Annotated in this window: 23 protein-coding genes; 15 read left to right on the top strand and 8 right to left on the bottom strand. The window is 64.9% G+C overall.

Features of this window, described 5'->3' with window-relative positions:
• Positions 1-56: 56 nt before the first annotated feature.
• Both ACE103_RS39150 and ACE103_RS39145 read left to right on the top strand, forming a co-directional pair.
• Positions 57-1,427 carry a glutamate--cysteine ligase gene (locus tag ACE103_RS39150; RefSeq protein WP_375777324.1) on the top strand — a complete coding sequence of 457 codons (1,371 nt, stop codon included), beginning with the start codon at positions 57-59 and terminating at the stop codon, positions 1,425-1,427.
• A gap of 173 nt (positions 1,428-1,600) precedes the next feature.
• Positions 1,601-2,125, top strand: a complete 525-nt coding sequence (locus ACE103_RS39145; RefSeq protein WP_375777323.1) for a PAN domain-containing protein — start codon at positions 1,601-1,603, stop codon at positions 2,123-2,125.
• Positions 2,126-2,185: 60 nt separating this feature from the next.
• On the opposite strand, the gene ACE103_RS39140 is transcribed toward ACE103_RS39145, so the two are convergent.
• Entirely contained in the window at positions 2,186-3,553 is a 1,368-nt protein-coding gene (locus ACE103_RS39140) for a sensor histidine kinase (RefSeq protein ID WP_375777322.1), read from the bottom strand.
• Positions 3,550-4,230: a response regulator transcription factor gene (locus tag ACE103_RS39135; protein WP_375777321.1), complete on the bottom strand. Its 681-nt coding sequence runs from the start codon at positions 4,228-4,230 to the stop codon at positions 3,550-3,552. Before ACE103_RS39135 ends, ACE103_RS39140 begins: the two co-directional genes overlap by 4 nt.
• Positions 4,231-4,661: 431 nt before the next feature.
• Here ACE103_RS39135 and ACE103_RS39130 point away from each other — a divergent pair, with 431 nt between their 5' ends.
• The gene (locus ACE103_RS39130) at positions 4,662-5,363 is read left to right on the top strand and encodes a MipA/OmpV family protein (protein WP_375777320.1); all 702 of its coding nucleotides are present in this window, start codon (positions 4,662-4,664) and stop codon (positions 5,361-5,363) included.
• Positions 5,364-5,399: 36 nt separating this feature from the next.
• Positions 5,400-6,071 (top strand): hypothetical protein, encoded by a 672-nt coding sequence (locus ACE103_RS39125; protein WP_375777319.1) that lies wholly within the window; start codon positions 5,400-5,402, stop codon positions 6,069-6,071.
• A gap of 243 nt (positions 6,072-6,314) precedes the next feature.
• On the opposite strand, the gene ACE103_RS39120 is transcribed toward ACE103_RS39125, so the two are convergent.
• From ACE103_RS39120 to ACE103_RS39100, 5 genes are all read right to left on the bottom strand, one after another.
• Positions 6,315-6,881: a nucleotidyltransferase family protein gene (locus tag ACE103_RS39120; protein WP_375777318.1), complete on the bottom strand. Its 567-nt coding sequence runs from the start codon at positions 6,879-6,881 to the stop codon at positions 6,315-6,317.
• A 137-nt stretch (positions 6,882-7,018) separates the two neighbouring features.
• Positions 7,019-7,363, bottom strand: coding sequence for an MmcQ/YjbR family DNA-binding protein (locus ACE103_RS39115; protein WP_375777317.1), 345 nt, complete (start codon positions 7,361-7,363; stop codon positions 7,019-7,021).
• Positions 7,364-7,373: 10 nt separating this feature from the next.
• A complete protein-coding gene (lepB, locus tag ACE103_RS39110; protein ID WP_375777316.1) occupies positions 7,374-8,144 on the bottom strand; it encodes a signal peptidase I in 771 nt (256 codons plus the stop codon).
• Positions 8,144-9,568, bottom strand: a complete 1,425-nt coding sequence (gene tldD / locus ACE103_RS39105; RefSeq protein WP_223966120.1) for a metalloprotease TldD — start codon at positions 9,566-9,568, stop codon at positions 8,144-8,146. The genes lepB and tldD overlap by 1 nt, the downstream gene beginning before the upstream one ends.
• A 277-nt stretch (positions 9,569-9,845) precedes the next feature.
• On the bottom strand, positions 9,846-10,298 hold the full coding sequence (locus tag ACE103_RS39100) for a winged helix-turn-helix transcriptional regulator (RefSeq protein WP_375777315.1): 453 nt from the start codon (positions 10,296-10,298) through the stop codon (positions 9,846-9,848).
• Between the two features lie 134 nt (positions 10,299-10,432).
• Between ACE103_RS39100 and ACE103_RS39095 the strand changes: the two genes are divergently transcribed.
• The 3 genes from ACE103_RS39095 to ACE103_RS39085 are packed head-to-tail and all read left to right on the top strand — an operon-like array spanning position 10,433 to position 11,980.
• Positions 10,433-10,825 carry a DoxX family protein gene (locus ACE103_RS39095; RefSeq protein ID WP_375777314.1) on the top strand — a complete coding sequence of 131 codons (393 nt, stop codon included), beginning with the start codon at positions 10,433-10,435 and terminating at the stop codon, positions 10,823-10,825.
• Between the two features lie 10 nt (positions 10,826-10,835).
• Positions 10,836-11,339, top strand: coding sequence for a hypothetical protein (locus ACE103_RS39090; protein WP_375777313.1), 504 nt, complete (start codon positions 10,836-10,838; stop codon positions 11,337-11,339).
• Between the two features lie 35 nt (positions 11,340-11,374).
• Positions 11,375-11,980 carry a redoxin domain-containing protein gene (locus ACE103_RS39085; RefSeq protein WP_375777312.1) on the top strand — a complete coding sequence of 202 codons (606 nt, stop codon included), beginning with the start codon at positions 11,375-11,377 and terminating at the stop codon, positions 11,978-11,980.
• Positions 11,981-11,998: 18 nt separating this feature from the next.
• Here the strand turns inward: ACE103_RS39085 and ACE103_RS39080 are convergent, their stop codons facing one another.
• Positions 11,999-12,526: an invasion associated locus B family protein gene (locus ACE103_RS39080; protein ID WP_375777311.1), complete on the bottom strand. Its 528-nt coding sequence runs from the start codon at positions 12,524-12,526 to the stop codon at positions 11,999-12,001.
• A 487-nt stretch (positions 12,527-13,013) separates the two neighbouring features.
• On the opposite strand from ACE103_RS39080, the gene coxB reads away from it, so the two are divergent.
• From coxB to ACE103_RS39040, 8 genes are all read left to right on the top strand, one after another.
• On the top strand, positions 13,014-13,853 hold the full coding sequence (coxB, locus tag ACE103_RS39075) for a cytochrome c oxidase subunit II (protein ID WP_375777310.1): 840 nt from the start codon (positions 13,014-13,016) through the stop codon (positions 13,851-13,853).
• Between the two features lie 81 nt (positions 13,854-13,934).
• Positions 13,935-15,551, top strand: coding sequence for a cytochrome c oxidase subunit I (ctaD, locus tag ACE103_RS39070; RefSeq protein WP_375777309.1), 1,617 nt, complete (start codon positions 13,935-13,937; stop codon positions 15,549-15,551).
• A 62-nt stretch (positions 15,552-15,613) separates the two neighbouring features.
• On the top strand, positions 15,614-16,552 hold the full coding sequence (locus ACE103_RS39065; protein WP_375777308.1) for a heme o synthase: 939 nt from the start codon (positions 15,614-15,616) through the stop codon (positions 16,550-16,552).
• A 38-nt stretch (positions 16,553-16,590) separates the two neighbouring features.
• On the top strand, positions 16,591-16,755 hold the full coding sequence (locus tag ACE103_RS39060; RefSeq protein WP_176528844.1) for a CoxF protein: 165 nt from the start codon (positions 16,591-16,593) through the stop codon (positions 16,753-16,755).
• A gap of 5 nt (positions 16,756-16,760) precedes the next feature.
• Complete coding sequence (locus ACE103_RS39055) at positions 16,761-17,399, top strand: cytochrome c oxidase assembly protein (protein ID WP_375777307.1); 639 nt, start codon at positions 16,761-16,763, stop codon at positions 17,397-17,399.
• Positions 17,400-17,453: 54 nt separating this feature from the next.
• A complete protein-coding gene (locus ACE103_RS39050) occupies positions 17,454-18,350 on the top strand; it encodes a cytochrome c oxidase subunit 3 (RefSeq protein WP_212319921.1) in 897 nt (298 codons plus the stop codon).
• A 63-nt stretch (positions 18,351-18,413) separates the two neighbouring features.
• Complete coding sequence (locus tag ACE103_RS39045; protein ID WP_092119130.1) at positions 18,414-18,800, top strand: DUF983 domain-containing protein; 387 nt, start codon at positions 18,414-18,416, stop codon at positions 18,798-18,800.
• Positions 18,797-19,618, top strand: a complete 822-nt coding sequence (locus ACE103_RS39040; RefSeq protein ID WP_375777306.1) for an SURF1 family protein — start codon at positions 18,797-18,799, stop codon at positions 19,616-19,618. Before ACE103_RS39045 ends, ACE103_RS39040 begins: the two co-directional genes overlap by 4 nt.
• Positions 19,619-19,626: the final 8 nt, after the last annotated feature.

Genomic DNA, 19,626 nt, shown 5'->3' with positions numbered 1-19,626 from the left:
CGGATGTCCCTGCCACCGCGCGCCTTCGATCGAAGCGCCCTTGAGTTGGATTTTCTATGGCGCGTGACCAGATCGACATGACGCCGCTGCAATCGCGCGACGAACTCGTGGCGTGGATTGAAGCCGGTGTGAAGCCCGAGTCCGAGTTCCGGATCGGCACCGAGCACGAGAAGACCCCGTTCACGCTCGAGGGCCGTCAGCCCGTGCCTTATGAAGGCGCGAAGGGCATCGGTGCGCTGCTCGAAGGCATGAAGCTCCTGCTCGGCTGGGAGCCGATCATGGAGCGCGGCAACATCATCGGGCTCTACGACGTCACCGGCGGCGGTGCGATTTCGCTCGAGCCGGGCGGCCAGTTCGAATTGTCGGGTGCGCCGGTCGAGACCGTGCATCAGACCCAGTCGGAGCTGATGGCGCATCTGGCGCAGGTGCGAGAGATCGCAACTCCGCTCGGCATCGGCTTCCTCGGCCTCGGCATGACGCCGTCCTGGTCGCGCGAGCAGATCCCCGTGATGCCCAAGGGGCGCTACAAGATCATGAGAAACTACATGCCGAAGGTCGGCAAATACGGCCTCGACATGATGTTCCGGACCTGCACGGTGCAGACCAATCTCGACTTCTCCTCCGAAGCCGACATGGTGAAGAAGCTGCGGGTGTCGCTGGCATTGCAGCCGATCGCGACCGCCTTGTTCGCCAACTCGCCATTCACCGAAGGCAAGCCCAACGGCTTCCTGTCGTTCCGCTCCGAGATCTGGCGCGACACCGACAATGCGCGAAGCGGCATGATCCCGTTCGCGTTCGAGGACGGCATGGGCTACGAGCGCTATGTCGATTACGCGCTCGACGTGCCGATGTATTTCGTCAAGCGCGGCGATGAATATATCGACGTCTCCGGCTCATCGTTCCGCGATTTCTTCGCCGGCAAGAACAAGATCCTCCCCGGCGAACGCCCGACCTTGTCGGACTGGGCCAATCATCTGTCGACGATCTTCCCCGAGGTGCGGCTGAAGCGTTACCTCGAAATGCGCGGCGCCGATGGTGTGCCGTGGGGCCGGCTGCCGGCGCTGCCGGCATTCTGGGTCGGGCTGCTCTACGACAATGACAGCCTCGATGCCGCCTGGGACATCGTCCGGCACTGGACGGCACCGGAGCGGCAGGCGCTGCGCGATGACGTGCCGCGCTTCGGCTTCAAGTCGCGGATCAAGGACCGCTATCTGTTCGAGATCGCCAAGGAGTGCCTGATCCTGTCGCACGCCGGATTGCGGCGGCGTGGCCGGATCGACCATCTCGGACGCGACGAGAGCCGCTTCCTCGAACCGCTCGAGCGCATCATCGAGGCCGGCCGCTCGCCGGCGGAGGAGATGCTGGAGAAGTTCAACGGCCCGTGGAAGGGCTCTGTGGAACCGGCCTATCAAGAGTACGCCTTCTAATCCTCGCTCGGTCCGAATTCGGGCCCGGAACGCGCGCGGACGGCGGCGGTGTCGCACCCGCCGTTCATCAGCCGTACAGGTTCATGGCGTTCAAATGACGCCCCGCGGAGTGCGCGGGGCTGTGCGAATTTGAAAGCAATGTCATGGGGATAGGTCGCCTCTTTAGGGCGTGGATGGTGATGTTTGTGGTTTTGGCGGCCGCTTTCGTCGCACGCCCGGCATTGGCGCAGGCCAATTTCGACCGTCCCGGCGGCGACTACCTGAACGCGCCGGTCTCGTCAGGCGATCCCGCCGATTGCGCGCTCACCTGCGAGCGCGACCGCCGCTGCCGCGCCTGGAGCTTCAACTATCCGACCGATGCCAATAACGGCGCGGTGTGCTGGCTCAAGAACAGCGTGCCGGCGCGGGTGCAAGACGTCTGCTGCGTCTCCGGGGTGCGTGGCGCGGGCGTGGTCGAACCGCGCAACGGCGCCATCGAAACCTCGATCGATCGCCTCGGCGGCGACTACAAGAATTTCGAGCTGAAGAGCAGCGACGGCGACGAGGCCTGTCAGGCCGCCTGCACCGCCGACAACAAGTGCCGCGCCTGGACCTACGCCCGGCCCGGCTATGCCGGCCGCGACGCGCATTGCTTCCTGAAGAAAGAGATCAAGCCGCCGCGCCGCAAGGCGGGGTTCACGTCGGGCGTGGTGCGCTAGCGCCAAGGGCGGTTGACCGGCCTGATGATCGCCCATCCGATCCTCATCGACCGGCCGCCCTCAGCTTACCCCGGCCGCGCGCTGAATTGGCTTAGCCGACGCGGCCTCCGGAAAGCGAAGGCAAGCGGTCGTTCCCTGTCCACGGTTCGACGCAATGACAAGCTCACCGCCATGCGAGGCCATGATCTCCTGCACGATCGACAGGCCGAGGCCGGCGCTGTTCCTGGTCGTGTCGCCGGTCTGGAATGGCTCGATCAGCTTGCACTCCGAGCCCGGTGAGAGCCCGGCACCGTCGTCGCTGATCGATACGCGGCCGCGGCTTAGGCTGGCCCTGATGCATCGGGCGCCCCGGGCGTGAATCAGCGCGTTGCCGACCAGGTTGGCCAGCGCGCTCCTGACAGCAGCTTCGACGCCCTGCACCATGGTGGCCGGTTCGTCGCTGTGCTCCAGCGAGAGTTCGATCCCGGCGTCCAAAGCCGAGGGGCTGAAATCGGCCAGCACGTCGCGCGTCACGGTCGCAAGGTCGATCGGCCGCTTTTCGAGCGTCCCGTTCTGCAGCCGCGCCAGGTCCAGCATGGCCGAAACAAGCGATGTCAGCCGGCGGACATCGTGAATCAACTCCACCCGCAAGGCGGGATCGGCCACGTCCTCGACCCTGGCGCGCAGCAACGTCAGGGGGGTGCGGAGCTGATGGGCGGCATTGCCCAGGAACCGGCGCTGCGTCCGGATGTAGGCGTGGATTTCATCGAACGCGCGGTTCAGCGCCGTAGCCAGCGGTTTCAATTCTGCGGGGACCCGATCGAGCGAAATCGATCCCTGCGGCGCGGCCGGATCGATCGCGAGCGCAAGCTTCGTCACCCGTTCGATGCTGCGCGCAACGAAGCGCACGGCGAGGAACGCGCCGATCACCACGATCAATACGTACCCCGCCGCGTAGAGGGAAATCTCGAACAGATTTTTCAGGATGAACCACATCGCGATCTGGTCCAGACGGACGTGGGCGTTTCCGATCATCATCACGAGTTCGGGGACGCGGCCGCTGTGCATGACGACCATGCAGAACGAGCTCTTCTGGTCGAGCGACTTGAGCATGGACAGACCGCTCGGTCCGACAAAGGGCAGTGAAACCGGCAGCGGCGGCCTGCGTTCGCGCCCGAATTCGCTTGTCACATCGCCGTAAGCCACGACGTACCATAGGTCCGGGCTTTGGGATTTCAGCTCTTCCAATCGGGCGGTGGGGCGGACTGTGAGCCTGTCGCCGGGGTTGATGTCGGTGGCGCGTCCAAGAACGTAGGCGGCCGCAAAACAGGCGCTGCGTTCGGGCTCCTGCGCGATGAACAGCCAGAAGACGAGGCCGAGCGCGGCGAAGAAGATCACGGCGGCGGCCGTCCCGAGCGAGAGCGTCAATGTCCGTGCGATCGACGTCATCGGATATTTGCCATCCTCAGAATGTAGCCGATGCCCCGCATGCTGCGGATCTCGACATTGCTGCCAAGTTCGGACAGCCTCTTGCGAAGCCGGGACACTTGCGACTCGAGGGTGTTGGATTCGATCTCGTCGTCGAATCCGTAGATGGCCTCGATCAGTGCCTCGCGGGCGATGACGCGGTCGCGTCGCATCAAGAGCGCCTCGAGGATCAAGGCCTCGCGGCGCCGGAGCAGGACCGTGTGGCAGGCGACGGTCGCCTCGTTGGTGCCGATCTTCAGTTCGACGTTGCCGAACGAAAGCAGTGACGGCACGAAGACGCGGGGCCGCCGCAGCACGGCCCGCGCTCTCGCGACGAACTCCTGCGGCTCGAAGGGCTTGCCCAGATAGTCGTCGGCGCCGCCGTTCAGCCCGTCGATCACGTCTTCCTTGGCGTCCTTGGCGGTCAGCATGATGATGGCCGGCCTCTCCGGCAGCCGGCTCAGCGTCGTGACGATACTGAGCGCATCGCCATCGGGCAGCATTCGGTCGACGATCGCCAGATCGTAATTGAAAGTGCCGAGCGCGTGCCTCGCATCCGTAATGGACTCGACGATGTCGATAACGCCGCCGAGCTGCCCGAGCAGCCGGTCGAGATAGGCGGCGATTTGCGGTTCGTCTTCGATCACGAGAAAGCGCACGGACCTTGCCTCGCATGTTCGGTCGATGATCTTGCAGGCGATTGTGTCGGCATCGCGCCGGCGATGGTTCAGCGCTCGCAGCACTTATCGGCAGGCGGCTTTGACAAGGCAAGCCACGAATCTTTTCGCGCTTCGCGGGAGTCCGCCGCGCGGCAATCTTCGGGCAATGTTCACAGGCCACCTACCCGCGACCATACGACAACGCTTCCCACAAGGCCCAGGTCAGAGGTTTTGAACATTCCGCCATGCGAGAGTTCTTCCGTTCTTGCGCGGCGAAGACCGCGCGTCGTGCAATCGTTGCTGCTGTTCCTGCCGCATTCGGCGTTGTCGCGGCCTTTCCCGGTCAGGCTGCCGCGCAAACCGCGTTCACGTTGCCGGCTCCGCCTTTTTCAGTCCCTTTCCTGCCCTCGGTCTCGGGCAACTGGACTGTGATGATTGGCGTGAGCGGGGCGTCCAGACCGGATTTCGAGGGTACAAACCACACCAAGTTCACCCCGGTCCCGATTTTCGCGATCCGTCGCCCCGGCACCGTCGACCAGTTTCGCAGCCCGCGCGACAACGCGAGCATCGCGATCGTCGACTTCGGTGATTTTCGGGCCGGCCCCGTCGGCAAGTTCGTGGCGTCGCGAAAGGCGAGCAGGTACCCCGAGCTCAGCGGTCTTGCTGACGTCAACGCGGCCTTCGAGCTCGGCGGATTCGTCGAATACTTTCCGGTCGACTGGTTTCGTGTGCGCAACGAGACGCGCCAGGGCCTTGGCGGCCACCACGGCATCGTTTCCGATTTCTCGGCGGACTTCATCGTGCCGGTGTTTGGCGACCTCACCGTTTCCGCCGGACCGCGCTTCACCTTGGAGACGGCCAAGGCGGTCTCGCCCTATTTCAGCATCGATACCGTGCATGCGATGGCGACCGGGCTGCCGGTGTTTGACGCCAAAGGCGGGGCGCATTCGGCCGGTGTCGGCGCGCAGCTGTCGTATCGGATCAATCCGAAGTGGGAAGTTCATTCCTATGTCGAATATGATCGACTGCTCCGCGACGCCGCGAAGAGCCCGATCGTGACGGTCCGCGGCTCGGCAAATCAGACCACGTTCGGCGTCGGCGCCTCCTATTCATTCGACGTCAAGGTTCAATGAGAGCCCATGCGCCGCAGCGGTCGATGTGCGAGCTTCGTGGCGGTCGTTCTTGTCGCCGCAAATGTGGCCGGGTGCGCGACGTTTGCGACCAGCGAAAGCAAGCTGCAGGCGGTCAAGACCGTCGGCATCATTTCGGCGGTCGGCGATCGAGTGACCGTCGCCAGGGGAGGGCTCACTGGCCTGGACAATGGCAGCAAAAGCTTCCCTATCGAGCCGTGGGGGCTTGATGATCTGATCGTCCAGCAGGCGACGGCGGCGCTGGGCGGCCGCTTTCAGGTGCAGCCGGTCACCTACAGCCGTTCCGCCTTTGCCACGATCAAGGATTCCGTGTTCACGCCCGCCAACCTTGTTCGCGGCGATCCGTTCAAGCAGCTGGTCCGGACCGAGGTGTCTCCGCAAGGGCTCGATGCGTATATCGTCATCACCAAGGCGCAGGCGGCCTATGGTGGCGGCCATCGAAAGGTCGAAGGCGTCGGCTTCATCACCTACCAGACGGTGACGGAGTCCTACAGCCAGATCTATGCGCTCTACGAAATCAGGGTGATCGACGGCAAGACGTTTGACGTCATCGACAAGAAGGCGGCCCAGCCGCTGGGCAATGCGGGGAATGTCCCGCTCGCCGGTCCGAGCCGGCCGGTCGACGGGAATTTTCCGATCAGCTCGGCGACGGCAATGATGAGGGCCTGCACCGGGCGATCGTCGACCTGATTACGCGCAGCCTGCCGACGACGTTGGGCGACATGCATCTCGCGGCTGTCCGCTAACCAATCAACAAACTGGGAGAACTGCTTTGGAGACGTCGATGTTTGACCGGTACTGGTTCCTGCTGGCCGTCTTGCTTGGCGTTGTCGTGATTTTCCTGGCGAGCCTGAGCTTGATCATCGGCCCCTAGATCAGGCACGCAGCATCGCAAGGCCGGGTTCACGTCAGGCGTGGTGCAGGGACAACGGGTTACTCCGCCGCCAGCACCGTAATCTCCGGCCACAGCGCCTTCCACCGCGCCGCCTTCCTCGCATAGTTCACGACGGAAAAATTCGCGGTCCGGTTCGGCCGCACGATCATGCCGGCGACATCGTCGAAGCCGTTCGGCGCATAGACGTCGTAACCATTCGCACTGCGGCGGATGCCGATCTGCGTGGTCGCGGTGAGGAAGCGATCGATGCCGTCGCTCGAGCGCGACAGCGCGGGATAGGGCAGGCCGTGCTTGCCGGGGTACCAGAGATGGACGCGGGCCTGGTTGCGCGCCTCGATCGCAACCCCGAGATGGCCGAGCCGCGCCTTGAGGTCGCGGATCACAGCGTCTTCCGCCGCCCACGATGTATCCCGATCGAAATAGAAGATGTCGTAGTCGCTGATGCCGTGATCGATCGGCCGGCCAGTCAGCACATTCCACACGGTCTGCACCAGGCAGCCGGACACCAGCCACGCATCGGGCAGGGCAAGGCGATGCAGCTCGTCCGTGATCGCTTGATTGGCCGGGTTGCGCAGCGCGGCTGCGAGGAATTGGTCCCGGGTCATGCTTTTCTCCGTCATTGCGAGGAGCCAACGGGTCGCGCGAACGCGCGCCCGATGACAGGCTCCGCGACGAAGCAATCCATCGATCCGTTAGGCCGTGACATTGATTGCTTCGCTGCGCTCGCAATGACGGATGAGAATTATCCCATCGTCCCGTCGTAATCCCTGACCGCCTTCTTCGACGCCAGCGTGCGCCAGTGCCGGCGCAGCAGCGGCTCGACGGCCGCGCGCCTGGCCTTCGACAGGCGGATCAGCACGGTCGGATAATCGCGGTAGTGATCGGTGAAGTAGAACACCTTCGGCCGGCTCTCGACCAGCATGTCGCGCTCATCCGGCGGCACGCCGGGCATCACCAGGCTGTCGCCGTCTTCCTTGAGCCGCACCAGCATCTTCTTGCGCACCTTCAGCGCCGGTGTGCCGTAGGAAGACCCGTCCTCGACCTCTGGCCACGCCAGCACCAGGGTCCTGACGTCGTCGAAGGTCACGTTGGCGAACTCACTGCACCGAGGTGAAGAAGCGCGCGAGGCGGAAGCCGGAGAGCCACGTCCAGACCGGTTGGCTGCGGATGCCCATGTCCCAGGAGCCGACCACCGCATCGGCGCGGCCGATCAGATTGTCGATCGGCAACAAGCCGACGCCGCCGTCGCGCACCGGCACGCGGCTGTCGGCGGAATTGTCCCGGTTGTCGCCGAGCACGAACAGATTGCCTGGCGGCACCGTCACCTCGGCCGTGTTGTCGAGCCTGCCATTGTCGCGGATCTTGAAGATCGCGTGGCTGACGCCGTTCGGCAGCGTCTCGATATAGCGGTAGGCATCCTCGCCGCCGCCGCGATCGTCTTCGGCAAAGCCGGTGCCGTCGGGCTTCAGTGCCGCCGCATGATCGTTGATGAAGAGCTGGCCCTGCCGCATCTGGATGCGATCGCCGGGCAGCCCGACCACGCGCTTGACCCAGGCCTGCGAGCGGTCGCCCGGCCAGCGGAACACGACGACGTCGCCGCGCTTCGGCGTCTCGCCGAACACCCGGCCGGTCTCCGGCAGCGTGATCTGGATCGGCAGCGACGCCGCGCCGTAGCCATAGGGGAATTTCGAGGCGACCAGCGCGTCGCCGATCAGCAGCGTCGGTTCCATCGAGCCCGACGGCACGTAGAACGGCTCGGCGATCGCGCCCTTGGCTAGGAACACGACGGCCACGATCGCCGCCAGTTGCACGGCCTGCCCGCGCCAGCTGGTCGGCTTGGCCGCCACGACTTCGTTTCCGCTGCTCACTAGCCCGTTCCTCCGACCGTAATCCGTTCCATTCGCAGCGTCGGCTGGCCGACGCCGACCGGCACACCCTGGCCGTTCTTGCCGCAGGTGCCGATTCCCGTATCGAGCGCAAGATCGTTGCCGATCATGGTGATCCTGTGGAGATCGGTCGGTCCATTGCCGATCAGCATGGCGCCCTTCAGCGGCGCGCCGAGCTTGCCGTTTTCGATCTTGTAGGCCTCGGTGCACTGGAACACGTATTTGCCCGAGGTGATGTCGACCTGGCCGCCGCCGAAATTGGCGGCATACATGCCGTTCTTCACCGAGGCGAGAATCTCCGCCGGGTCACGATCGCCCGACAGCATGTAGGTGTTGGTCATGCGCGGCATCGGCACATGGGCATAGCTCTGCCGGCGGCCGTTGCCGGTCGGCTTCATGCCCATCAGCCGGGCATTCTGGCGGTCCTGCATGTAGCCGACCAAAACGCCGTCCTCGATCAGCACGGTGCGGTTGGTCGGGGTGCCCTCGTCGTCGATCGACAGCGAGCCGCGGCGCGACGCCATGGTGCCGTCATCCACCACGGTGACGCCCTTGGCTGCGACCTGCTGGCCCATCAGGCCGGCGAAAGCAGAGGTCTGCTTGCGATTGAAATCGCCCTCGAGCCCGTGGCCGACGGCTTCATGCAGCATCACGCCGGGCCAGCCGGCGCCGAGCACGACATCCATCTCACCGGCGGGCGCCGGCACCGATTCGAGATTGACCAGCGCCTCGCGCAACGCGCCGTCGGCGGCATCGCGCCAGGCCTTGGTCTCGATGAAGCGGGCATAGCCCTCGCGGCCGCCATAGCCCTTGCTGCCGCTCTCCTGCCGGTCGCCCTGGCCGGCGACCACGGAAATGTTGACGCGCACCAGTGGGCGGATGTCGCGATAGCTCTCGCCGTCGGGCCGCAGGATCTCCACCACCTGCCAGGTCGCGGTGAGGCTGGCCGAGACCTGCCGCACCCGCGGGTCCTTGTCCCTGACATAGGCGTCGATCTCGCCGAGCAGTTTTACTTTTGCCTCGAATGCCGGACCGTCCAGCGGGTTCTCGTCGCCATAGAGCCTGACATTGGTGTGGGCCGGCGCCGCGGCGAACGTGCCGGCATAGCCGCCGCGCACCGCCGCCACGGCGTCCGCCGCGCGGATCAGCGCCGGGATCGAGACGTCGGAGGAATGCGCATAGCCGACCGCGTCGTCCTTGACGGCGCGCAGGCCGAAGCCCTGCGAGGTGTCATAGGTCGCCTGCTTCAGCCGGCCATTGTCGAACACCAGCGCCTCGGTCTGGCCGAACTCCAGGAACAGCTCGCCGTCGTCGGCGCCTTCAAGTCCGCGCGACACCTCGCGGCGGACGGCATCGCGGTCCAGATTGGCGCGGTCGAGCAGGGAGGTGGTGGCGGGATTGGTCATGGTCACTCCGACGCAATGCGATTCCTTGGCGATTCCTTGCCATCCTTGCCTGAAGCGCAACTGATTGCCAGTGCGGAACCCGCATCAGGAATTTCGGGCGATTGAAGCAGAGACGAGCGCAAAACTCACCTTACAACCCGGAAACCTGTGCCGGTCCCGGTTCAGGCCTGGACGGCGATCGCTGAAGATAGTGTTTGGGGTGGCAAACCGGGAGTGCCTGCGGCCATGCGGCCGATCAGGGCCGCCTCCCGGGATTCTCACCTTGTCGTCATCGCTCTCAGCGCTGATCGGCCTTCCGCGGCGGGGTTTCCGGCACGCCGCCATCGCCCGACGGCTCAGACTTCGGTTGTGCGGCGCCCTGCGCCGAGGTCGGAAAACCATGCTCCTGCGCCCACCGGTACAGCTCGTCGAACACCGGTTTGAGCGCCTTGGCCGACGGCGTCATCTCGTACTCAACCCGCGGCGGCACCTCGGGATACACCGTGCGCTTGACCAGCCCGTTGGCCTCGAGATCGCGCAGCTGAGTGGTCAGCATGTGCTGGGTCACGCCGGGGATCGCCTGCCGCAATTCGCCGAACCGCCGCTTGCGCTCGACCAGTTGCCAGAGGATGTCGCCTTTCCATTTCCCGGCCAGCACCGAAAGCGCGCGATGAAATTGCGCCGACAGGTCGCCGTTGCACGGCTCGGATGCCGCCGGAGGCGCGGCCGGCTCAATAGTCAGTTTTTTCATACTACCTCACAAAAAGCATCCTACTTGTTCTTTTCATCTTACTCCCGAATTTAGTGCATCGAAAGCCGCGGTCCGGCCGCCGGATGGGCGGGTGGCCGCGGGTCCGATCGATTTGGACAATTGGGGAGTCATCGATGTCAGTTGCCGTTGCCGCCGCGCCGTCGCGCTGGAAATCCGTCACGCTGTGGGTCGTCAGGGGACTGCTCGCTTTGGCCTTCGCCGCCGCGGGCGCGGCCAAGCTCTACGGCGTGCCGATGCTGGTCGCGGAATTCGAGCATATCGGGCTCGGCCAGTGGTTCCGCTATTTCACCGGATCGCTGGAGCTGCTCAGCGCGGTCCTGATCCTGGTGCCGCCGGTCGCGGCCTTCGGCGGACTGCTGCTGAGCTGCATCATGATCGGCGCCACCATCACGCATCTGTTCCTGATCGGCGGCTCGCCGGTGCCCGCCCTCGTGCTGCTGACCTTGAGCGCGATCGTCGCCTACGCCAAGCGCAGCCAGTTCGGCTTGCTCGCGAGCTTGCCGTGAGCTGGCCGCGATGCGCGTCTCTCGCCGCATCCTGACGCTGGCCGCGGGGCTCGTGCTGGCCTCCGCGGTGCCGTTCGCCGTGACATTGCTGCTCACCGGTTCGGTCGCGGCGGTCTCCAAACCGGAGGCGAAGAAGGCGGAGCCGCGCGTGCACCATGTGGTGCTGCCGATCAACAGCGACGATCCGACCACAATGCGGGCGCTGATCTCGACCGCGCTCAACCTCCCGAAATATTATCGGGAGCGCAACGAGCCGTTCGAGATCGAGGTCGTCGCCTACAATGCCGGCGTCCACATGCTGCGCGCCGATACCTCGCCGGTGAAGGATTTGTTGCGGGTGGTTCGGGGGCTCACGCCGGACATCCGCTTCGTGGTCTGCGAAGCCACCAAGCTTGGCATGGAGCGCGCCGAGGGACATCCGCTGGTCCTGCTCGACAATGTCGATCTGGTGCCGAACGGCCCCGGACGCATCATCGAATTGCAGGAAGCCGGCTGGCCCTACATCCGGTCCTGAGCGGTCTGGCCATCAACGCAAGTGGAGTAACCGACATGACTTCTGTTCGCGTGCCCACCCGCCGCGCCGTCGTCGCCGGCATGATCGGCGCCGGCGTCTCGCTCGCGATGCCGGCAGCACGGGCGCGCGCAGCGTCGGGACCGCCGCCATTCGGCACCATCCGGCATCAGTTCACGCTGGTTCAAGGCGCCCGCCCGGTGCCGCAGGTGGCGATCCCGGCGCTTGCCGGCGGCACGCTCGATCTCACCGTGTTCAAGGGCAGACTGGTGCTGGTGAACTTCTGGGCCACCTGGTGCGCGGCGTGCCGGACCGAGCTGCCGATGCTGGATCGCCTCGCGGCCAGCGGCCGCAGCGATCTCGTCGTCGTCGCAATCAGCACCGATCGCAACCGCGCGCAGGTCGCGCCCTACGTCAAGCAGTTCAAGTTGCGCCGTCTTGCGATCGGCTTCGATCCCGGCGGTCTCGTCTCGCGCATCGACGCCGCCGAGGTCGACACGCCATTCGCGCTCTACGGCATGCCGATCTCGTTCCTGATCGGCATCACCGGACAGGTCGAGGGCTACATGACGGGTGAGGCGGACTGGCTGTCCGCCGAGGCGAGTAGGTTGTTCGATTACTATGCGGGTGGTGCTACGCAGTAGTGGCGCGTTGCAGCCGGCCTAGGGCAATTTGTCATAGCCCTCCGCGAGCCCATTCAGACTCAGCGGGAACCCGATGCCCTCTTCCGGGGTCTCGAAAATAATGAACGTCGCGGTCTTGGCGTTCTTGAGCTGGCCGAGCAGCTTGTCGTCCATCACGACCTCGGCGACGCAGCCGTTGGGCAGGCAGCGGACAAAACCGGCACGGCCGACGTCCTGGTTGTCGAGCTTCAGGCCGAGGCCGGAGGGCAGCAGCACGCCGAGCGGGGCGACCACGCGCATCAGGCGGCTCTTCTGGTCGGCGGTCTTCAGCACGATCACGGTCAGGCCGGCATTGGAGCGGTCTTCGGCTACCACGCTCTGGATCAGCGCGCATTGCTCGGCCTGGGCGCCGGGCGGTGTGTCGCAGCGGATCTGCCAGTCGCCATGGACCGAACGGACCGCGCCCTGCGCGTTCGCCGGCTGGGCCAAGCCGAGAGAAAAGGCCAGAATCAGCAGGCCGCCGAGCCAGCCGGCCTTTCGTCCTGCCTGAATTTTCGAAGCGCCCATCCGGGGTCGATCCTTTGATTGTTCGGTCGGTCCGGCCGTCGAGGCCGCCGGGTAGCACGCATCAGTCGACTGATACCGCAATTGGGCGCCTTGAAGGCGATCTTGAAGCCATTCCCGCGCCGGATTGGGGCAGCCCGCAGCGAATCAGGTTCCTGCGGACCATCCCGTCTGTGCCTACATCCGGTAATCCCCCTGTCAACAGTGCGCGGCGTTGTTTCGGCGACTTTCGCTTGATTTTGCGGGAAAAATCGCAAGCGGCAGCTTCATCGCACGCGCATGGCTTTCGGCCGTACTACTGCATTGCGAGCGCCTGCGAATTATGGTTTGAGAGGCTGGATTTCGACGCGTTCTAGCGATCTGGCTCCCGTACCCACCTTGACTCAGAGACGGGTATGTCCGGAAGGCCATTTGTCAGGGCGGATCGTGCTGTATCTCCGGTCACGTGCCGGGGGTGCGTTGGGGAATAATGCAAGGGAGCGCGAACGGCATGAAGATGTCGATTGGCCGGTTGGGCAGGCAATTGCTGGGGTTGGCGGTGGCGGGTGTGGCGTCAGTCGCCGCGGGATCGGCCTTCGCCGAAATGGGGCAGCCGGCGCCGTGGGAACACACGCTGCAGGAAGCCGCGACCCCGGTGATGGAAAACATCATCTGGTTTCACAATTTCCTGCTTGTGCTGATCACCGTCATCACCCTGTTCGTGCTGGCGCTGCTCGTCATCGTGGTGGTGAAGTTCAACGCCAAGGCCAACCCGGTCCCGTCCAAGACCACCCACAACACCCTGATCGAAGTGGCCTGGACGCTGATCCCGGTCCTGATCCTGGTCGGCATTGCGGTGCCGTCGTTCCGCCTCCTGTTCCTGGAGCTCGACGTGCCGAAGCCGGACCTCACCGTGAAGGTCACCGGCAAGCAGTGGTATTGGTCCTACGCCTACCCGGATAACGGCAAGTTCGAGTTCGACTCGCTGCTCGACAAGGACAAGCAGCCCCGGCTGCTCGGTGTCGACAACGAGATGGTGGTCCCGGTCAACAAGGTGGTGCGGATCCAGACCACCGGCGCCGATGTGATCCACTCCTTCGCGGTGCCGGCCTTCGGCGTGAAGATCGACTCGGTCCCCGGCCGCCTCAACGAGAGCTGGTTCAAGGCCACCAAGACCGGCGTGTTCTACGGCCAGTGCTCGGAACTGTGCGGCAAGGACCATGCCTTCATGCCGATCGCGGTGCGGGTCGTCAGCGACCAGGAATTCACGACCTGGGTTGAAGGGGCCAAAAAGAAGTTTGCGACCAACCCGGCGAATTCCTACGCCTCGGCTGGTCAGGCGGCGCAGTAAGCCTGACGGCTCACGGCGCGGACGGAATAAGGGCGACGGGACCGCAAGGTCCGAGAGGGACTGCAAGGCAGGATTTTGAACATGGCGACAGGCGCAGCGACACACGACGATCACGCCCATGATGATCACGCCCACCATCCGACCGGATGGCGGCGCTATCTCTACTCCACGAACCACAAGGATATCGGTACGATGTACCTTATCTTTGCGGTGATCGCGGGCGTCATCGGCGCTGCGATGTCGATCGCGATCCGTGCCGAGTTGATGTACCCTGGCGTCCAGATATTCCACGAAACCCACACTTATAACGTGTTCGTGACCTCGCACGGTCTGATCATGATCTTCTTCATGGTCATGCCGGCGATGATCGGCGGGTTCGGCAACTGGATGGTGCCGCTGATGATCGGCGCGCCGGACATGGCGTTCCCGCGCATGAACAACATCTCGTTCTGGCTGCTGCCGGCCTCGTTCGCGCTGCTGCTGCTCTCCACCTTCGTCGAGGGTGAGCCGGGCGCCAACGGCGTCGGCGCGGGCTGGACCATGTACGCGCCGCTGTCGACCTCGGGCCATCCCGGTCCGGCAGTCGATTTCGCGATCCTGTCGCTGCATCTCGCCGGTGCGTCGTCGATCCTCGGCGCCATCAACTTCATCACCACGATCTTCAACATGCGCGCGCCGGGCATGACCCTGCACAAGATGCCGCTGTTCGTGTGGTCGATCCTGGTGACCGTGTTCCTGCTGCTGTTGTCGCTGCCGGTGCTCGCCGGTGCGATCACCATGCTGCTGACCGACCGCAATTTCGGCACCGCCTTCTTTGCGGCCGACGGCGGCGGTGACCCCGTGCTGTTCCAGCATCTGTTCTGGTTCTTCGGCCACCCCGAAGTGTACATCCTGATCCTGCCGGCCTTCGGCATGGTCAGCCAGATCGTCTCCACCTTCTCGCGCAAGCCCGTGTTCGGCTATCTCGGCATGGCCTACGCCATGGTCGCGATCGGCGGCATCGGCTTCGTGGTGTGGGCGCACCACATGTACACCGTCGGCATGTCGTCGGCGACGCAGGCCTATTTCGTCGCCGCCACGATGGTGATCGCGGTGCCGACCGGCGTGAAGATCTTCTCCTGGATCGCCACGATGTGGGGCGGCTCGATCGAGTTCAAAGCGCCGATGATCTGGGCGGTCGGCTTCATCTTCCTGTTCACCGTCGGCGGCGTCACCGGCGTGGTGCTGGCCAATGCCGGCGTCGACCGCGTGCTGCAGGACACCTATTACGTGGTGGCGCACTTCCACTACGTGCTGTCGCTCGGCGCCGTGTTCGGCATCTTCGCCGGCTGGTACTACTGGTTCCCGAAGATGTTCGGCTACATGTACTCGGAGCGGATCGCCAAGGCGCACTTCTGGTTCACCTTCGTCGGCGTCAACCTGGTGTTCTTCCCGCAGCACTTCCTCGGCCTTTCGGGCATGCCGCGCCGCTACGTCGACTATCCGGATGCGTTCGCCGGCTGGAACCTGATCTCCTCGTGGGGCTCCTACATCTCCGGCTTCGGCGTTCTGATCTTCATCTACGGCGTGATCGATGCCTTCGTCCGCAAGGAGCAGGCCGCGAACAATCCGTGGGGTGCGGGTGCGACCACGCTGGAGTGGACGCTGACCTCGCCGCCGCCATTCCACCAGTTCGAAGTGCTGCCCCGCGTGCAGTAAGTCCAAGACAACGCGGCGCACCCTGGGTGCGCCGCGCCTTTTGAGAGAAGTGAGACCTGATCTTGTCGGTTGTCGATCACAACGCCATCGAGCTGCCCCGGATTTCCGAGGCCGAAGTGGGCGACTACATCGCGCTGTTGAAGCCGCGCGTGATGTCACTGGTGATCTTCACCGCGCTGGTCGGGCTGATGATCGCGCCGGTGCATGTCCATCCGGTGCTGGCATTCACCTCGATCCTCTGCATCGCGGTCGGCGCCGGCGCCTCCGGCGCACTCAACATGGCCTATGAGAGCGACGTCGACGCGTTGATGTCGCGCACCGCCAACCGGCCGATCCCGCGCGGCAAGATCACCCCGGCCGAGGCGGCCGCCTTCGGTCTGACGCTCGCCTTCTTCTCGGTGATGACGCTCGGCATCCTGGTCAACTGGGTGGCGGGCGGGCTGCTTGCCTTCACCATCTTCTTCTATGCCGTGATCTACACGATGCTGCTGAAGCGCTGGACCGCGCAGAACATCGTGATCGGCGGCGCTGCCGGCGCGCTGCCGCCGGTGGTGGCATGGGCGGCCGCGACCGGCTCGCTTTCGGTCGAGCCGATCCTGCTGTTCCTGATCATCTTCTTCTGGACCCCGCCGCACTTCTGGGCGCTGGCGCTGTTCCGCAGCGACGACTATGCGCGCGCCGGCATCCCGATGCTGCCGGTGGTCGCTGGTCCCGACGCGACCCGGCTGCAGATCCTGCTCTATACCGTCGTGCTGGTCGCGATCGCGCTGGCGCCGTGGCCGCTCGGCTATTTCGACGCGATCTACGGCGTCACCTCGCTGGTTCTCGGCGCCGGCATGCTGTGGCTCGCCATCGAGGTCTATCGCCGCCGTGAAGGTGTTGCGGCCAACCGCGCCACGCGCCGGCTGTTCGCCTTCTCGATCCTCTATCTGTTCGCGCTGTTTGCCGTCCTCCTTGCCGAGGTCGTGGTCCGCGCGATCCTGCCTGTCTTCATCGGATAGGGACGCCGGGGGGCAAGATGGGGGCGCATGGGATAGCAATGGACGAGAAACGCGAACCAGAAGGAATCGTCCTCACCGAGGCGCAGCTCAAGAGCCGCCGCCAGCGCTCGATCGCCATTGCGCTCGCGCTCGGCGTCATGGTCGTGCTGTTCTTCGCCGTCACTCTCGTCAAGGGACCGGCCGTGCTGGTGCGGCCGCTGTGAGTGAGATGGCAAACCAGGGTGCACCGCAGGCTCCGCAAGCCAAGGCCGCGAAAGCCACGCGCCGCGTGCTGACGCGCGACGCCATTGTCGCCTCGATCTGCGGCTTCGTCGTGGTGCTGATGGTCGGCGCATCCTACGCGGCCGTGCCGTTCTACAACTGGTTCTGCCGCACCACCGGCTTCAACGGCACCACCCAGGTCGCGACTTCGGTGCCTTCGGATGCGCCGCTCGCGCGCACCATTTCGGTCAGTTTCGATTCCAACGTCGCGCCGGGCCTGCCCTGGAAGTTCGAGGCCGAGCAGAACACGATCGACGTCAAGATCGGCCAGGTGGTCACGGTCTATTACACGGTGACCAACCAGTCGGCGCGCACCACCACGGGACAAGCCGCCTACAACGTCGCGCCGCTGACGGTCGGCGCCTATTTCCAGAAGATCAACTGCTTCTGCTTCACCGAACAGACCATGGCGCCGGGCGAGAAGCGCGAGATGGCCGTGGTGTTCTATGTCGATCCGGCGCTGGCCAAGGACAGCGAGAACGATACGCTGAAGACCATCACTTTGTCCTACACCTTCTTCCCCGTGCGCGATGCCGCGCCGAAGCCCGTGGCTGCGGGCGAGGCGGAGCAGCGCAAGGGCGGCTAGTTCTGGAATTCAAGATTAAGACGTGCCTTGCGGCACGCGAATGGAGAGACGGCAATGGCTGAGGCGCAAGTCAAGCATCACGACTATCATCTCGTCGACCCGAGCCCCTGGCCGGTGGTCGGCTCGGTCTCGGCCTTCATCATGGCGCTCGGTGCGATCGGCTGGATGCACCACATGTTCTCCGCCGCGCCGATCGTGTTCGGCGTCGGCACCATCGGCGTGCTCTACACCATGGCGAGCTGGTGGGGCGACGTGATCAAGGAAGCCCAGTACAAGGGCGACCACACCCGCGTGGTGCAGATCAGCCACCGCTACGGCATGATCCTGTTCATCGCCTCCGAGGTGATGTTCTTCGTCGCCTGGTTCTGGGCGTTCTTCAATTCGGCGCTGTTCCCGGCCGATGCGGTGCATGCCACCCGCGATGCGGTGTTCGGCTGCGGCGCCGGCACGGCGATGGGGGCCTGCTCGGTCCCCGGCACCTGGCCGCCGCATGGCATCGAGACCTTCGATCCCTGGCATCTGCCGCTGCTCAACACGCTGCTGCTGCTGACCTCGGGCACCACCGTCACCTGGGCGCACCATGCGCTGCTGGAGAACGACCGCCAGGGTCTCAAGCAGGGCCTGATCCTCACCGTGATCCTCGGCGCCCTTTTCACCTGTGTGCAGGCCTATGAGTACGCCCATGCGACGTTCTCGTTCGGCGGCAACGTCTACGGCTCGACCTTCTTCATGGCGACCGGGTTCCACGGCTTCCACGTGCTGGTCGGGACCATCTTCCTGCTGGTCTGCCTGATCCGCGCCTATGCCGGCCACTTCACGCCGAAGCAGCACCTCGGCTTCGAGTTCGCCGCCTGGTACTGGCACTTCGTCGACGTGGTCTGGTTGTTCCTGTTCATCTGCATCTACGTCTGGGGCCACGGCGCCGAGTCGATGGCGCACGGCGCACACTAACTTCACTGACGTGCTAAGAGGGGGCGGCCTGATGGCCGCCCCCTTTGCTTTTGAAGAGAACCGATGACGGATACCCCGCCCACTGTGACCGAAAGCGCGCTGCGCGGCATCGCCTGCCGCTGCCCGCGCTGCGGCAAGGGCAAGCTCTATTCCGGCTTCCTGACACTGGCGCCGCGCTGCCAGGCCTGCGGCCTCGACTTCGCCTTCATCGATGCCGGCGACGGACCGGCGATCTTCGTCATCATGCTGGCCGGCGCCATCGTGGTCGCGGCGGCGCTGATCGTCGAAGTGAAGTACCAACCGCCGTTCTGGGTTCACGCGGCGCTGTGGCTGCCGTTGATCGTGGTCACCACGATCCTGCCGCTGCGTTCAATGAAGGCGCTTCTGATCGCGCTGCAATTCCACCACAAGGCCGCCGAAGGCCAATTGATCGAGCGCGACCCGCAATGAACGATACGACGAACAAAACGTTTTCCAGCGAAGTGGGCACCGGTTCGCGCGAAGGAAGCGCGTCAAGAGGCTCTCAGCGGCCGAGCGCGGCCGGCTTCGGCATTTTCACGCTGATCCTGATCGCGGTGTTCATCGCCCTCGGCGTCTGGCAATTGCAGCGCAGGGTCGAGAAACACGCGCTGATCGCCGCACTCGACGAGCGGCTGGCCGCCCCGACCGAAGCGCTGCCGCCGCCATCGGCGTGGCCCACGGTGACCTCGGCCAAAGATGAATTCCGCCGCGTCACCCTGACCGCGACCTACGTGAAACAGCCGGACGCGATGGTCTTCAGCTCCGGCTCGGCAGTGCGCGACGATGTCGCGGGACCCGGCACCTGGGCGTTCCTGCCGGCCAAGCTCGCCAACGGCGAGACCGTCGTGATCAACACCGGCTTTGTCCAGAACACGATGCAGGACCGTGCCTTCGAGGATCGCGTCACCAGCCGCCTCGTCACCGGTGCGCCGGTCGAGCTGACCGGTTACATCCGCTTTCCCGAGCCGCCGGGCCGGCTGACACCGAAGGAAGATCCGACGAAGCGGCTGTGGTTCGTGCGCGATCATCGCGCGATGGCGCAGGTGCTCGGCTGGGGCGAGGTCGCGCCGTTCTACATCGACCTCGAGGCCCCGGTGCCCGACAGCGGCACGCCGAAGCCCGGACCGCTCAAGGTGCGGCTCAAGGACGACCACATGCAGTACGCCATCACCTGGTTCTCGCTGGCCGCCGCGGTCACGATCGCTTTCGGCCTGTGGTGGCGCGGCCAGCGGCGCCGGGCAGGCTGAGGCGAGCG

This window comes from Bradyrhizobium sp. ma5 (assembly GCF_042258955.1).
Taxonomy (GTDB): Bacteria; Pseudomonadota; Alphaproteobacteria; order Rhizobiales; family Xanthobacteraceae; genus Bradyrhizobium.
The sequence above is the reverse complement of the archived record's forward strand: the minus strand, read 5'-3'. Positions and strand labels throughout refer to the sequence as shown.